The sequence below is a fragment of the Allobosea sp. NPDC055594 genome (assembly GCF_053618995.1).
This window is the reverse complement of record NZ_JBSHIO010000001.1, coordinates 1-13436: the sequence shown is the minus strand read 5'-3', so window position 1 is coordinate 13436 and position 13436 is coordinate 1. Positions and strand designations below refer to the sequence as shown.

General features: G+C 66.8%; 15 protein-coding genes. 6 read left to right on the top strand and 9 right to left on the bottom strand.

What is annotated here, in order from left to right; translation table 11 throughout:
* Positions 1-30 precede the first annotated feature (30 nt).
* Positions 31-858: an acid phosphatase gene (locus tag ACWGRX_RS00075; protein WP_452115918.1), complete on the bottom strand. Its 828-nt coding sequence runs from the start codon at positions 856-858 to the stop codon at positions 31-33.
* On the opposite strand from ACWGRX_RS00075, the gene ACWGRX_RS00070 reads away from it, so the two are divergent.
* Both ACWGRX_RS00070 and ACWGRX_RS00065 read left to right on the top strand, forming a co-directional pair.
* On the top strand, positions 848-1165 hold the full coding sequence (locus ACWGRX_RS00070) for a hypothetical protein (protein WP_452115917.1): 318 nt from the start codon (positions 848-850) through the stop codon (positions 1163-1165). The genes ACWGRX_RS00075 and ACWGRX_RS00070 overlap by 11 nt on opposite strands.
* Positions 1158-2159 carry a helix-turn-helix transcriptional regulator gene (locus ACWGRX_RS00065; RefSeq protein WP_452115916.1) on the top strand — a complete coding sequence of 334 codons (1002 nt, stop codon included), beginning with the start codon at positions 1158-1160 and terminating at the stop codon, positions 2157-2159. Before ACWGRX_RS00070 ends, ACWGRX_RS00065 begins: the two co-directional genes overlap by 8 nt.
* A gap of 296 nt (positions 2160-2455) precedes the next feature.
* On the opposite strand, the gene ACWGRX_RS00060 is transcribed toward ACWGRX_RS00065, so the two are convergent.
* The gene (locus ACWGRX_RS00060) at positions 2456-3418 is read right to left on the bottom strand and encodes a hypothetical protein (protein WP_452115915.1); all 963 of its coding nucleotides are present in this window, start codon (positions 3416-3418) and stop codon (positions 2456-2458) included.
* Between the two features lie 259 nt (positions 3419-3677).
* On the opposite strand from ACWGRX_RS00060, the gene ACWGRX_RS00055 reads away from it, so the two are divergent.
* Both ACWGRX_RS00055 and ACWGRX_RS00050 read left to right on the top strand, forming a co-directional pair.
* A complete protein-coding gene (locus tag ACWGRX_RS00055; protein ID WP_452115914.1) occupies positions 3678-4850 on the top strand; it encodes an isovaleryl-CoA dehydrogenase in 1173 nt (390 codons plus the stop codon).
* A gap of 190 nt (positions 4851-5040) precedes the next feature.
* The gene (locus tag ACWGRX_RS00050) at positions 5041-5559 is read left to right on the top strand and encodes a gamma-glutamylcyclotransferase family protein (protein ID WP_452115913.1); all 519 of its coding nucleotides are present in this window, start codon (positions 5041-5043) and stop codon (positions 5557-5559) included.
* A gap of 256 nt (positions 5560-5815) precedes the next feature.
* Here the strand turns inward: ACWGRX_RS00050 and ACWGRX_RS00045 are convergent, their stop codons facing one another.
* The 3 genes from ACWGRX_RS00045 to ACWGRX_RS00035 form a co-directional block, all read right to left on the bottom strand.
* Positions 5816-7612 carry an ABC transporter ATP-binding protein gene (locus ACWGRX_RS00045; protein ID WP_452115912.1) on the bottom strand — a complete coding sequence of 599 codons (1797 nt, stop codon included), beginning with the start codon at positions 7610-7612 and terminating at the stop codon, positions 5816-5818.
* A 344-nt stretch (positions 7613-7956) separates the two neighbouring features.
* Positions 7957-8133, bottom strand: coding sequence for a hypothetical protein (locus tag ACWGRX_RS00040; RefSeq protein WP_291640793.1), 177 nt, complete (start codon positions 8131-8133; stop codon positions 7957-7959).
* Between the two features lie 19 nt (positions 8134-8152).
* The gene (locus ACWGRX_RS00035) at positions 8153-8563 is read right to left on the bottom strand and encodes a rhodanese-like domain-containing protein (RefSeq protein WP_327520648.1); all 411 of its coding nucleotides are present in this window, start codon (positions 8561-8563) and stop codon (positions 8153-8155) included.
* 296 nt (positions 8564-8859) lie between these two features.
* On the opposite strand from ACWGRX_RS00035, the gene ACWGRX_RS00030 reads away from it, so the two are divergent.
* Both ACWGRX_RS00030 and ACWGRX_RS00025 read left to right on the top strand, forming a co-directional pair.
* Positions 8860-9621, top strand: a complete 762-nt coding sequence (locus tag ACWGRX_RS00030) for a DUF599 domain-containing protein (protein ID WP_452115911.1) — start codon at positions 8860-8862, stop codon at positions 9619-9621.
* Positions 9618-9926, top strand: a complete 309-nt coding sequence (locus ACWGRX_RS00025; protein ID WP_452115910.1) for a DUF3253 domain-containing protein — start codon at positions 9618-9620, stop codon at positions 9924-9926. The genes ACWGRX_RS00030 and ACWGRX_RS00025 overlap by 4 nt, the downstream gene beginning before the upstream one ends.
* On the opposite strand, the gene ACWGRX_RS00020 is transcribed toward ACWGRX_RS00025, so the two are convergent.
* The 4 genes from ACWGRX_RS00020 to ACWGRX_RS00005 all read right to left on the bottom strand — a co-directional run.
* Positions 9896-10684 (bottom strand): YdcF family protein, encoded by a 789-nt coding sequence (locus tag ACWGRX_RS00020; protein WP_291640786.1) that lies wholly within the window; start codon positions 10682-10684, stop codon positions 9896-9898. The two genes, ACWGRX_RS00025 and ACWGRX_RS00020, sit on opposite strands and share 31 nt — an antisense overlap.
* A 307-nt stretch (positions 10685-10991) precedes the next feature.
* The gene (locus tag ACWGRX_RS00015) at positions 10992-11504 is read right to left on the bottom strand and encodes a hypothetical protein (RefSeq protein WP_452115909.1); all 513 of its coding nucleotides are present in this window, start codon (positions 11502-11504) and stop codon (positions 10992-10994) included.
* Positions 11505-11551: 47 nt separating this feature from the next.
* Positions 11552-12172, bottom strand: a complete 621-nt coding sequence (locus ACWGRX_RS00010) for a glutathione S-transferase family protein (RefSeq protein ID WP_291648794.1) — start codon at positions 12170-12172, stop codon at positions 11552-11554.
* A 208-nt stretch (positions 12173-12380) separates the two neighbouring features.
* Positions 12381-13436, bottom strand: a 1056-nt coding sequence (locus ACWGRX_RS00005; RefSeq protein WP_452115908.1) for a biotin/lipoyl-containing protein, incomplete at its 5' end; no start/stop codon positions are given.

Here is a 13436-nt window from a genome sequence, read left to right as displayed (position 1 = left end):
CGATCGCGCGCGGCACCGGCTGGTAATCGACTATTGCCCGGACAGCGCCGCGATCTCGGCAGCGCAATCCGGCGCCGGGCCCATCCGCTTCGCCTTCGCAGCCTCGATCTCGGCCTTCGCGGCCTCGATATCGGCAAGGAAGGCCGGGTCGGTCTGCAGCCGAGCCACGGTCGCCGCGCCCATGATCCGCCCGGCATCGACATCGCTCTGCCAATGGGCGTTGCAGATCACGCGGCTTTGCCCGAATTCGAGACCGCGCTGGAGCAGCGCGTTCGAGCGCTCGGGATTGATCTGCGCGAAGACGAGAGCCCAGCCCCAGCCAGCAGCGGTATGACCGGATGGATAGGAGCCGTCGCCACGCAGAATCGCCTCCTGATCGGCCCGGCAGGTCGCTTCGCCGTGAACCACGAAGGGACGGACCCGGTTGTACTTGTTCTTCACGCCATAGGTGGAGAGGCCGAAATCCGAGAGCGTCTTCTGCATCATCGCGTAGAGGCGCGGCGTCTGCTCGGCGTCGATCCTGACGCCCATCGCGCAGGAGAAATTGTCGGCAGCCTGCGGAAAGGCAAGATCGGCATCGGCGAAGGCGAGCTTCCAGCGCGCGCTGTCTCGCAGGGGGATCGTCGCCTTGCGCGCTTCCTCGTCCCGGGCCAGGGCAGCCGAGTCCTTTTCGGGGGGTGAGCCGAGCAGGAGCAGGCTGTTCGGCAAGTCGGACTGCTTCAGATAGCCCGGCGCGATCTTGAAATGCGGATCGGTGACCTTAGGCCGGGCCTCGCCGGTCTGCGCGGGGGAATGCCCCCCAAGTGCGAGCAGGGCAAGCGCGGAAACAGCCGCGGCGCATACCGTATTGCCAGTCACGATTGCCATCCCTTTCGACATCGCCGAGTTCACGAACAGCCCGGTCAGAATCGGCATGTCGCAGCCAGGCGGGACCGTGCCGCGTCACCTCACAGGAAAAACCGCCGGAGTGCCAGCACCCCGCCGATTCCGCACGAACCGGCAGGCGAACTCCGTCGCGCTCATTTCGCTCATGGGCAGAGCGCCGGTCTTGCCATTTCGCGACAACCGCGAGCCGCTATGCTCCAAGTTCGCCGGCGGCGAATCCCCGAAAGCCGGCCTGGCGGAAGGCGTCACCCTGATGATCGCGGCGAGGTCGAATGGCTGACATCCCTCTGACGCGCGGCCAGTTTCTGCTCCCTTTCGTCAGCATCCTCGACGATATCGGCGCGCCGACCGACACGCTCCTGGAGAACTCCCGGCTGCCATCCTCTCTGGAGGACAAGAGCGAGCTCTACATTCCGCTCCTGCCGGCGCTGCGCTTCGTGGAAACCGCACAGCGCTCCCAGGGCATCGAGGATTTCGGCTTTCTCGCCGCACAGCGCCTGCATTTTTCCCATCTGAGGGAAAAGACCCGGGTCCTGATCACCCACGCCCCGACGCTGCTCGTCGCGCTGCGACACGCCTGCCATTGGGCGTCACGGGAAGATACGATTCTGAGCATGTGGATCGAGCACCACGATGATCACGTGCGAATCTGCAGCAGGCTCGCCGGGACACAGGGGCTGCTGCATCTGAAGCATGCGCAGTGGATCCAGAACATCTTCCCGATCCACATCACCAGGCAATTCGCCGGGCCGGACTGGATGCCGGCGGCGATCGCCTTCGAATCGTCCTATGCGCCGAGCCGCGCGACACGCGCCGCATGGCCGAATGTCCGGTTTCTCTCGAACCAGCATGCCGCCTGGGTCAGCCTGCCGGTGTCGCTCCTTGGCCTCTCCAACCGGTCGGCGGCTTGCCTCCCTGCGCCGCAGGATCGCGAGGACGCCCCTGCGGCCTATGGCATCGTCCAGCTGCTCAAGCTGATGCTGCCGGCCTATCTCGACGATGGCAGAACCGCCCTCGCCGACGTCGCCGGGATTGCCGGCCTTTCTCCCCGAACCTTTCAACGCAAGCTCGCCGATCTCGGCCTGACCTATTCGGACATACTCGACACCGTCAGGTACGAGCATGCGAGTGGGCTGTTGCAGGACACCGATTGCCGGATCATCGACGTCGCCCTGTCCTCCGGCTACTCAGATCCCGCCCATTTCAGCCGCGCCTTTCGCCGTATGACGGGTGTCACGCCGCGTCAGTTCCGCGAGCAGTCGAGGCTGGGCTGAACTGGTTGCGTTGAGCGCGATCCCGTTCGGGCGGCGGAGTGATTGCCGTGATGCGGTACGGTCGATAGCATCGGACCGAAAAGTGGACTCCACCTTTCGGAAAACTCCGATGCAATAACAATGAGATAGATCGCCGTGCCCGCGTCCGAACGGACGCGCGGCGATCTAGCGGCCACTCGAGCCGCGCAAGGTAATCGGCTGCAACAGGAGCCCGCCGGGAACGGCCCCGAGGCGAAGCCGGCATTGAACAAGCCCAGCGCCCTGTCCGACGGAGCTGCGGGTCCCTTGCCCTCCGCTCAGGCGATCTTCGGCATGAACTGCGCGGCGAGCAGGATGCGCTTCTGACGTGCCGACACGTCTTGCGGACTCCAGCGGAAATGCAGGCGATGCACATACACCCAGCCGAGCTTCATCGGCGTGTGCCGGCGCAATCGCGCTAGCCATGGCGTGGCATCATGGTTCGTCACCACGCTTCCGCCGCCCATCATCGAATAATATCGCCCCAGCGTGCGGCCATATTGCGCATTGTCCTGCTGCGCGCGCGGCAGGGTCAGCGCGTAGCTGCGATCAACATGGTCGAAGACCTTGGTTCCGGGATTGCGCAGCCAATGGCCGACCTCATGGGCCGCAGCGATCTGGCCGGTCTCGCCACCAATTCCGCGCGCGCGCCCTGCGGTGAAGCGGTTCACGGTGAACAGCACGCTCTCGTCGGTGATGCGGGTCATCCGATCGCGAAAGGTATCGCCCGGATTCGCCAGATGCGCGACTTCGATGATGGCGTGGCTGTCCGCGCCGGCCGGCTGCAGATCGACTTCGAGCACGCCCACGACATGCGCCGGCGCTTTCGGGTTGCCGATCAGCTGCTTGAACTCGGCGTCGCTCAGCGTGTCGCCTTTTTCGACCGGCAGGAACACCATCTGGTTGTTCCAGGCATTTTCGACCGTGTGCTTGAAGCGCGGGGTAAAGGCCTGCCATTCGCTGGCGAGCCAACTCCGGCAAGGCACGGGCTGGCTGCTCGCATCGATGACACTGCCCCGTTTGATGGCGGCCTGGTTCGCTGCGAGATGCGATGGCGGCGCCGGTCCCGGTCGCGTCCCCGGCAATTTGGCGCCGTGGCCCGTCCTGGCCCACGCGGTCGAGGGATCGAGCGGGACGAGCGTCACCTTCAACCTGATGCGGATCTGCGCCGGTCGCCCCGGCCCTGCGGGATCGAAGAACGAGTCGTAATTGGGCTCGAGGATGGAAGCACGGATCGCCATTTGATCACCTGTCTCGGAGAACAAGCAAATCGACGCGCACGACATCGCGCTCAGGCACGGCCATCGCCCTCAGGATAGCAGCGGGCTGCTTCGCCGAGAAGCTGGAGGACCGCATCGCCGGTCCCATTCGCGCGAGCGCCTGCGCATCGGCGCAGAACCAACTGCCGGCTCCCGCAAGCTGACTTGCTCGCCTGGCGCGCGCTATAACGCTGGAAAGGGGCGCGGCAGCGCCCCGCCTGTTTCCAGCCGGGAGGTCACCATGCTCGCCAACGCGCCGCGCCCGTTCAATTTCGACCTCGGCGAGACCGCCGACGCGATCCGCGACACCGTCCATGCCTTCGCGCAGGAGAAGATCGCCCCGCGCGCCGAGGAAATCGACAGGACGAACCAGTTCCCGCGTGATCTCTGGCCGCAAATGGGCGCGCTCGGCCTGCACGGGATCACCGTTCCGGAGGAATATGGCGGCGCCGGCCTCGGCTATCTCGAGCATTGCGTCGCGATCGAGGAGGTCAGCCGCGCCTCGGCCTCGGTCGGCCTCTCCTACGGCGCCCATTCCAATCTCTGCGTCAACCAGATCGCCCGCAACGGCAACGACGCGCAGAAGAAGAAGTACCTGCCCAAGCTGATCTCCGGCGAGCATGTCGGTGCGCTCGCCATGTCCGAGCCGGGCTCGGGCTCCGACGTCGTCTCGATGAAGACCAGGGCGGTCAAGAAGGGCGACCGCTATGTCCTGACCGGCAACAAGATGTGGATCACCAACGGCCCGATCGCCGAGACCTTGGTGGTCTACGCCAAGACCGATCCGGAGGCCGGGCCGAAGGGCATCACCGCCTTCCTGATCGAGAAGGGCATGAAGGGCTTCTCGACCCATCAGAAACTCGACAAGCTCGGCATGCGCGGCTCCGACACCTGCGAGCTCGTCTTCGAGGAGTGCGAGGTTCCCGAGGAGAATGTGCTCGGCTCGGTCGGGCGCGGCGTCAACGTGCTGATGAGCGGGCTCGACTATGAGCGCGTCGTGCTCTCGGCCGGTCCGCTCGGCATCATGCAGGCGGCGATGGACATCGTCCTGCCCTATATCCACGAGCGCAAGCAGTTCGGCCAGTCGATCGGCGAGTTCCAGCTCGTCCAGGGCAAGGTCGCCGACATGTATGTCGCGATGAACTCCTGCAAGGCCTATGTCTACGCCGTCGCCAAGGCCTGCGACCGGGCCGAAACCACCCGCGAGGACGCCGCCGGCGCCATCCTGATCGCGGCCGAGAAGGCGACGCAGCTCGCCCTCGACGCGATCCAGTTGCTCGGCGGCAACGGCTACATCAACGACTACCCGACCGGCCGCCTGCTGCGCGACGCCAAGCTCTACGAGATCGGCGCCGGCACCAGCGAGATCCGCCGCATGCTGATCGGGCGGGAATTGTTCAACAAGACGAAATGACGGGGCTCGACGCTTTCTTCCTTCTCCCGGATGGGAGAAGGTGGCGCGGAGCGCCGGATGAGGGCCTGCCCTCTCAGTAGAAGGCGCAACGGTTCCGCATCGCCACGCCAACCAGCGGCGGTCCCTCACCCCTGCCCCTCTCCCATCCGGGAGAGGGGTTCCCCGCGCTCCATGATGAGCGGACAGGACGATGCCCCTCTATTTCGCCTATGGCCTCAATATGGACGTCGCCGGCATGGCGCAGCGCTGCCCGCGCGCAAAACCGCTCGGCCTCGCCCGGTTGCCGCGCCACCGCTTCATCGTCAACACGGATGGCTACGCGACGGTGATCCGCGATCCCCGCGAGAGCGTCCATGGCGTGCTCTGGGATTGCGCGCTCGGCGATATCCGCACGCTCGACAAGTTCGAGGACCTCGCCAGCGGGCTCTACGTCAAGATCAGCCAACCGGTCATCGTCGAGGGCGGGGCGAAGCGCGCGCTGATCTATATCGGACGCAGCGGCTCGCCCGGAAAGCCCAGGCCCGGCTATCTCGAACAAGTCGTCGCCGCAGCGAAAGACTGGGCTTTGCCAGAGACTTACGTCGCCGGCATGACTCAGTTCCTGAGCAAGCCGAATCTCGATCTGAAGTCCCTGAATCAGGATGCCAGCGCGGCGCTGCCGCCCGGCCCAGTTCCGGGCGTTCGCCCGCGGGCCGTCGCGCCGAAGTGAGAGAGTGAGGCTGCCTGCCGGATCAGCTGCGCGCTGCCCCCCTCTCCCCTTGCGGGAGAGGGTTGGGGTGAGGGGTCGCGCGACGCTTCCGCGTCATGGTCGGGCTTGTCCCGGCCATCCACGTCTTCACGTCACGGATCGAACGCCGTGTTCAAGACATGGATGCTCGCCACAAGGGCGAGCATGACGGAAGACCTGTGCGACCCCTCATCCGGCCCTTCGGGCCACCTTCTCCCGCAGAGGGAGAAGGAAGGCACTACGCCACCAGCCCTTTCGCCAGCTCGCTGACCTGCTTCTCGAACAGCGCCCGGTAGGCCCCGTCCTGCCGCGTCAGCAGCGCCTCGTGCGGCCCCTCCTCCACGACCGTGCCGCGGTCGAAGACGAGGATCCGGTCCATGGCGCGCACCGTCGAGAGCCGGTGCGCGATGACGATGGTGGTGCGGCCTTCCATCAGCCGCTCCATCGCCTCCTGGATCAATGCCTCCGATTCCGAGTCGAGGCTCGACGTCGCCTCGTCCAGGATCAGGATCGGTGCATCGGCCAGGAAGGCCCGGGCCAGCGCCACCCTTTGCCGCTCGCCGCCCGAAAGCTTGACGCCGCGCTCACCGACGAGCGTGCCGTAGCCCTTGGGCAGGCGCATGATGAACTCATGCGCATTGGCGAGCTTCGCCGCCTGCTCGATCTGGGCCTGCGAGGCGCCCGGCCTGCCATAGGCGATGTTGTCGGCCAGCGAGCGGTGGAACAGCACCGGTTCCTGCTGCACGATCGCGATCTGCGCGCGCAGGGAGGCCTGCGTCGCCGTCGCGATGTCGCGCCCGTCGATGGCGATGCGCCCGCCCGTGACGTCGTAGAGCCGCTGCACCAGCTTGACGAAGGTCGTCTTGCCGGAGCCGGAGCGCCCGACGAGGCCGACCTTCTCGCCGGCTTTGATCGTCAGCGAGAAGTCGCGATAAAGCGGCTCGACATGGCCCCCATAGTGGAAGGTCACGCGCTCGAAGGCGATCTCGCCGGCCGTCACGTCCATCGCCGTCGAACCGGGACGATCCGGCACGCCGAAGGGCAGCTCGTGCATCGCGACCAGCTCCTCCATGTCGTTCACCGAACGCTGGAGGTTGTGGATGTGCTGGCCGACATCACGCAGATAACCATGCACCACCGCATAGCTGGTCAGCACGAAGGCGACGTCGCCCGGGCTCGCCTGCCCCTGTGCCCAGAGCCAGATCACGAGGCCGATCACCGCCGCGCGCAAGGCCAGCAGCACGATCTGCTGAGCCGTGCCCGAGGTCGTGCCGCGCAGCCAGGTGCGCCGCGTACGCTGCGCCCATTTCGCCACCACACCGCCGAGCCGGCTGTCCTCGCGGCCTTCGGCACCGAAGGCCTTGACCACCGGATTGCACGAGATCGCATCGGCCAGCGCGCCGCCGAGCCTCGTATCCCAGCTGTTGGCGAGCGTCGCCGCCGGCGCGACATAGCCGAGCGAGAGCGCCACCGTCACCGCGATGTAGATCACCGCGCCGGCGAGTACGACCGCGCCCATCGCCGGCCAGTGCCAGGCGAGCAGCACCGTGGTGCCGAGCAGCACCACCAGCGAAGGCAGCAGCGCGATCAGCACGGTATCGGTCAGCAGGTCGAGCGCCCACATGCCGCGCGTGATCTTGCGCACCGTCGAGCCCGCGAAGTTGTTGGCGTGCCAGTCGGTCGAGAAGCGTTGCAGACGCGCGAAGGCCTCGCCGGCAACGTCCGCCATGGTGCGCAGCGTCATCTCGGTGATGCCGACGAAGGACAGGTGCCGGAAGAACACCGTGCCGGCGCCGAGCGCGATCATCATGCCGAGCGCCCAGAGCGCCAGATCGAGTCCGGCCGCGCGCTCGCCCGAGACGGCATCGACCAGCCGCCCGACATAGAGCGGCATGAACAGATCGGCGGCCGTCGCCGCCATCACCGTCAAGACGACTCCCGCAACCCGCCAGGGCTGGCGGGCCCAATGTGAAAAAGTGAAGCCGAGAACGGCACGGAACGGCTCCCGCCGCCCCGGTTTCGAGGAAAGAGACATGAAAGCATCCGGTCAGCGAGAGACCGGCTCCAAATCAAGATAAAGCGCGACCGCGGCCGCGGGCTTCAGAAAAATCGATGGAAATATTGGCTCGGGCCGCCGGAGAGGCGGGCCACGGGCGAGTCCGACCTAGTGGAAGGACCGCTTTGGGGGAGTGGCGGTGATGAAGAATTGCATTCAGCCCTCCCTTTCATGAGTTGGAGCCAGAAAGACAGAATGCCGCATGCCCGCTTATTGTGCAAGCGGCGTGTGATGCATGGGGTGGTTGCAGCCCATGGGAAGGAAGCGCTCGCATTCCCGCCGAAATGAACCGTCACCCGCGCGCGACGATTCGCGAGAGATGCCTATTTCCAGAACAGTGCGAGCAGCCTGATGCCGATCACCAGCAGGAAACCTGCGATGATCGTGCCGAGCACGCGCTGCCGCTTCGCCCGATCCGGAAACTTCCGGGCGATCAGCCGGCCGAGCGGCTTGCGGAACAGGAAGGCGACGACCGCCAGGACGATCAGGAAATGCGACAAGACGCCCGCTCAGCCCTTCTCAGCCCTTTCTGGGCTCGGGCTCCTCGAAGGGCGCACCGGCCTTTTTCCAGGCGCCGAATCCGCCGGCGATATGCGCGACCGGCTTCAGCCCCATCTCCTGCGCCACCTGCGCCGCCAGCGCCGAGCGCCAGCCGCCGGCGCAGAAGAAGACGAACTGCTTGTCCTCCTGGAAGACCGGCTTGGCATAAGGGCTTTCCGGGTCGATCCAGAATTCGAGCATGCCGCGCGGGCAATGGAAGGCGCCGGGCATCTTGCCTTCGCGCTCGCGCTCGCGCGGATCGCGCAGATCGACGAACACCGTGTCGTCGCGCCCGGACAGCGCCTGCGCCTCCTCGACCGAGAGCGTCTTCACCTTGGCTTCGGCCTCGGCCAGCAGCGCCTTGTAGCCCTTGGTGATCGTCTGCGGCATCCCGGCCTCCCCATGCGCCCGTCTCCGGCGCGGCGCGCAAGGTGGCGCCTGTGCAGGGCCGCGTCAATCGCACTTGCCGCAGGCCGGCCCCGCAGCCAATCTGCGCACCGCTGGAGCCCGTTACGATCAGTGTGCACGGCAAGCTGATCGGCAGAACGGCCTCGATCTTGAAGTGAGAGCCGGATTCACCGATCAGATCGATTCAGTCTGATCGGATCCGGCTCTACGGCATCGGACCGAAGAGTGGAATCCACTTCTCGGAAAACTCCGATGCGATAACAATGAGATAGATCACCGTGACCGCGTCCGAACGGATGCGCGGCGATCTGGGAGAACCCATGGCCGGCTTCACCACGCTCGACACCATCGCCCTCGCCTTCTTCCTGCTGTCCTGGCTCGGCTATCATTACGCCGTCGAGATCGGGCCGCATTCCGGCCGGAGCCTCAATGTGGTGATGAATTCGCGCCGCGCCCGCTGGATCCGCGAGGCGATGGAGCGCGACAACCGCATCGTCGACACGCAGGTGATGGGCGGGCTGCAGAACGGCACCGCCTTCTTCGCCTCGACCTCGCTAATCGCCATCGGTGGCTCGCTGACCCTGCTGCAGTCGACCGACCGCGTCGTCGCGCTCTTCGCCGATCTGCCCTTCGCCGGCACCACCACGGCGGCAGTCTGGGAGATCAAGGTGATCGGCCTTTCCGCGATCTTCGGCTATGCCTTCTTCAAATTCGCCTGGAGCTACCGGCTGTTCAATTACTGCGTGATCCTGCTCGGCGCCCTGCCCTCGCCGCGCCAGGCAACACCGGACGAGATCGAACAGGCGGTGCACGAGACCACCCAGATGAACATCGCCGCCGGCCGGCATTTCAACCGCGGCCAGCGCGCCTTCTTCTTCGCCCTCGCCTATCTCGGCTGGTTTCTCGGCCCGGTCGCCTTCATCGGCTTCACCGGAGCGGTATTGACGGCGATGTGGCGGCGCCAGTTCGCTTCCGACGCCACCCGCGTCTTCCGGCGGCCAGCGCCGTCGCAGCCCCCGAATGCGGAGACCGGTCGATGAGCCCGCGCGAGGACCGCGACGCCGCCCTGGAAGCGGCGATTTTCACCCTCCTTGGCGAGCGCGGCTCCGGCCGGACGATCTCCGCCACCGATGCGGCGCGCGCTGTCGGCGGCGACCATCCCGACGGCTGGGGACCGCTGATGCAGCCGATCCGCCATCTCGCCATTCGCCTGATGCAAGAAGGCAGGCTCGTCATCATCCGCAAGGGCAAGCCGGTCGATCCCGAAGATTTCCGCGGCGTCTACCGTCTGCGCCTGCCGGAAGCGGGCGAGGATTACGGCCCCGGGAACAGCGCGTTGGAATAGCCGGCGAGGCGATAGACCACGAGGCCGACCCATTCCTTGAAGGCGTCGTCGGCGATGTCGAGCCCGCGCGCCGCCTTGCGATAGGGCCGGAAGAAATCGGCTCTTTCGCCGCCGGTGAGGAAATCCACCGGAAAGGCCTCGACGTCGAAACCCGCCTGGCGGAAGACGCCCATGGCGCGCGGCATGTGCCAGGCCGAGGTCACCAGCAGCCAGCGCTCCCCGGGCTTGGGATCGACGAGCCTGCGCGTGAAGACCGCGTTCTCCAGCGTGTTGCGCGACTTGTCCTCGAGGACGAGGCGGGTCTCCGGCAGCCCGAGCGCCAGGAAGAGCAGGCGCGCCCCATCGGCCTCGGTCCGGACCACCGGCGAGAGCAGATTGGCGCCGCCGCCGGTGAAGACCAGTTTCGCCTCGGGATGCGCGCGGGCCAGCTCCACCGCCTTGGTCATCCGCGCCGCGGCATTGTTGAGCACGATGTCCTCGCGCGCGACGCCGATCGCCCCGCCGAGCACGATGATGCCGTCGACCTTGCCGGAATGCACCGCCTGCTGCGGGAAGCGGTCCTCCAGCGGCCGCATCAGGATGCGCGGCAGCGGGCTGAAGGCGAGCGCGACCAGAACCGCGGCGCAGAACAGCCCGAGCCAGCGCGCCGGCCGGGCGAAACGCGTGAAGGCGAGCAGGCTAGCGAGCGCGAGCCCGCCAATGGCGAGGTTCACCGGCGAAGCCAGAAACCAGACGATCTTGGAGAGGGCGAAGAACATGGCGGCCTTTCTGCGCGGGCCTTTCCATAGCCGATGAAAGCTGACGGGAGGTTATGGCGATGCGCCAATATTCGCCCCCCTCGCCTCGACCGCATGGCAACGCCGTTCACACATGAAACGGCGTCATCCCGGACGAGCGGCAAAGCCGCGCCGATCCGGGATCCATGCCGGAGCACTCGCCATGAAGGTTCTGGCATGGGTCCCGGGTCTCCGCTGCGCTACGCCCGGGACGACCAGGGAGCATTGGCAGCGACGCCTACGGGATTTCTTGCTTCCGCGGGCGCGGTAGCCGCCTTCCGCAGGGGGCCTATCGGATGATCTGCGGTGGACTCGCCGGGACGCGGCGCCCGCGTCCGGCTGCAAAGCGCTCGACTTCGAGGGCCCGCTGGGCGACCTCGCGCAATTCGCAGCCGGCCTGCAGCCCGGCCGAGCGGGCCGCCTGCTGGACGCTGCCATAGAAGGCGCATTTCTGCACGGCAAAGCCCTCCCAGGCGAGCTGCAGTGCTGTAAACTGGCTGCGCCCGCCGGCGTCGAGCGAGCGGCCCAGCATCTGCGTCGCCAGCGTCAGACGCTCGCGCCAGACCGCCTCCTCGCGCCTCGCGCAGACGATCTCGGCATCGCGACGGTCGCCGCTGGCGGCGCGCACGCAAGGCACGGCGATCGAACCGATGCAGGCGGCGGTCGTTGCCGCGCCTCGGCGCATGCAGGAAGCGATCTGCAGCCGGTCGGCCGGCTGCACAGTGTTGCCCGGAGCCTGCGCCAGGACCGGCACAGCGGAGACCAGCAGGAACGCGGTGGCGGGGAGTGTCGTCTGACGCATCGTCACGATCATGACGGGCGGCGCGGCGCGGTCAAGGCCGCGACACTTCACGTGACCGGCAGCGGCAGCGCCGGGCGCGCGGCCGGACGCGCCGCGACCTGGGCATACCAGCGCGCCAGATTGGGTCTTTCCCGCTGCGGCACCGGCATATGCAGCCAGCGATGCGCGCCCGGCGCGACCGTGATGTCGGCCATGCCGAAGCGCTCGCCGGCGAGATAGGTGCGGCCCGCCAGATGCGCTTCGAGGATGTCGAGCTTGGCTTCGGTCCGGCCGATCGCGGCCTCGATCACCGCCGCCTCGGTATAGCCCGGCGTCTTGCGGATCAGCCCCCAGAAGGCCGGCGTCATCGCCGGCTGCAATTCGGCCAGCATCCAGTCCATCCAGCGATCGGCATCGGCGCGGCGGGCCGGGTCCTCCTCCCAGATCCAGCCGGCACCGTAGCGGGCGGCGAGATAGCGCACGATGCTGTTCGATTCCCAGATGCAGACCTCGCCATCCTCCAGGGTCGGGATCTGGCCGTTCGGATTCCTGGCGAGATAGGCCGGCTCCTTGTTGCCACCGAACGCCCCGCCGATATCGATCCGCTCGAAGGGCTGGCCGACCTCGCCCGCCGCCCATACCGCCTTCTGCACATTGATCGAGCTGATCCGCCCGAAGATCGTCAGCATGTTCGTCACCTTCGCCTCATGGGGGCGCGACAATCAGACGGCGAACGAACGAAGGCAAGCGGCGCGGTCAGGCGCCCCCGTCATTGCGAGGAGGGTCAGCCGACGAACGATCCAGAGGCGGCAGAGCTTTATGCTTCTGGGTTGCTTCGCGGAGCCTGTTCTCGGGCTTGCCGAAGGCAAGACCCGAGGGCTCGCAATGACGAAGCGCTCACGTGAATTCGATGATGACGGCGTCGACGGCGAGTGAGTCACCTTCCTTGGCGAGGATCTTTGCGATGGTGACGTCCTTTTCGGCGCGCAGGACGTTTTCCATCTTCATCGCCTCGACCATGGCGAGCGGCTCGCCGGCCTTGACCTCCTGGCCGAGGCTGACGAAGAGCGCCTTGACCAGTCCGGGCATCGGGCAGAGCAGGAATTTTCCGGTGTCGGCAGCGGCCTTTTCCGGCATCAGCGCCGCAAGCTGCGCCTCGCGCGCCGTGTAGACATGGGCATTGGCATAGGCGCCGGCATGGCCGAGCGCGAAGCCGTTGAGGATCGGCCGGACCTGCGCCGCGATCGCGATACCGTCGAGCGTGCCCTGCCAGACCGGCTCGCCCGGGCGCCAGTCGCTGGCGAGGCTGACGCGACGTTCGCCGAAGGCGATCACGATCGCCCCGCCTTCTTCGGAGACCTCGCCCGCGAAACGCTCGCCCCCGAGCTCGACGATGCGGGCGCGCTCGAACTCGACCTTGCGCCAGCCCTGCATCTGCGCCGAGACGTTGCGCTTGCGCTGGTTCATCCGGTGGTCGCAGGCGATCGCGATCGCCGCCATGCGCAAGGCGACCTCGCCCTGGGGCTGCGGCAGCGCGAACCCTTCCGGGAACTCCTCGGCGATGAAGCCGGTCGAGAGCTCGCCGGCGATCCAGCGCTTATGCTGCATCAGCGCCGAGACGAAGGGGATGTTGTGGCGGATGCCGTCGATGGCGAAGGCGTCGAGCGCCCGCGCCTGCGCCCTGATCGCCGCCTCCCGCGTCGGCGCATGCGTCACCAGCTTGGCGATCATCGGGTCGTAATAGATCGAGATCTCGCCGCCCTCATAGACGCCGGTGTCGTTGCGCACCGTGGCGTCGCCGTCGCGCCCCTCGGCCGGCGGGCGATAGGTCACCAGTCGCCCGGTCGAGGGCAGGAAATTGCGGGTCGGGTCCTCGGCATAGACCCGGGATTCGACCGCCCAGCCATTCAGCTTCACATCGGCCTGGCTGATCGCCAGCTTCTCGCCATAGGC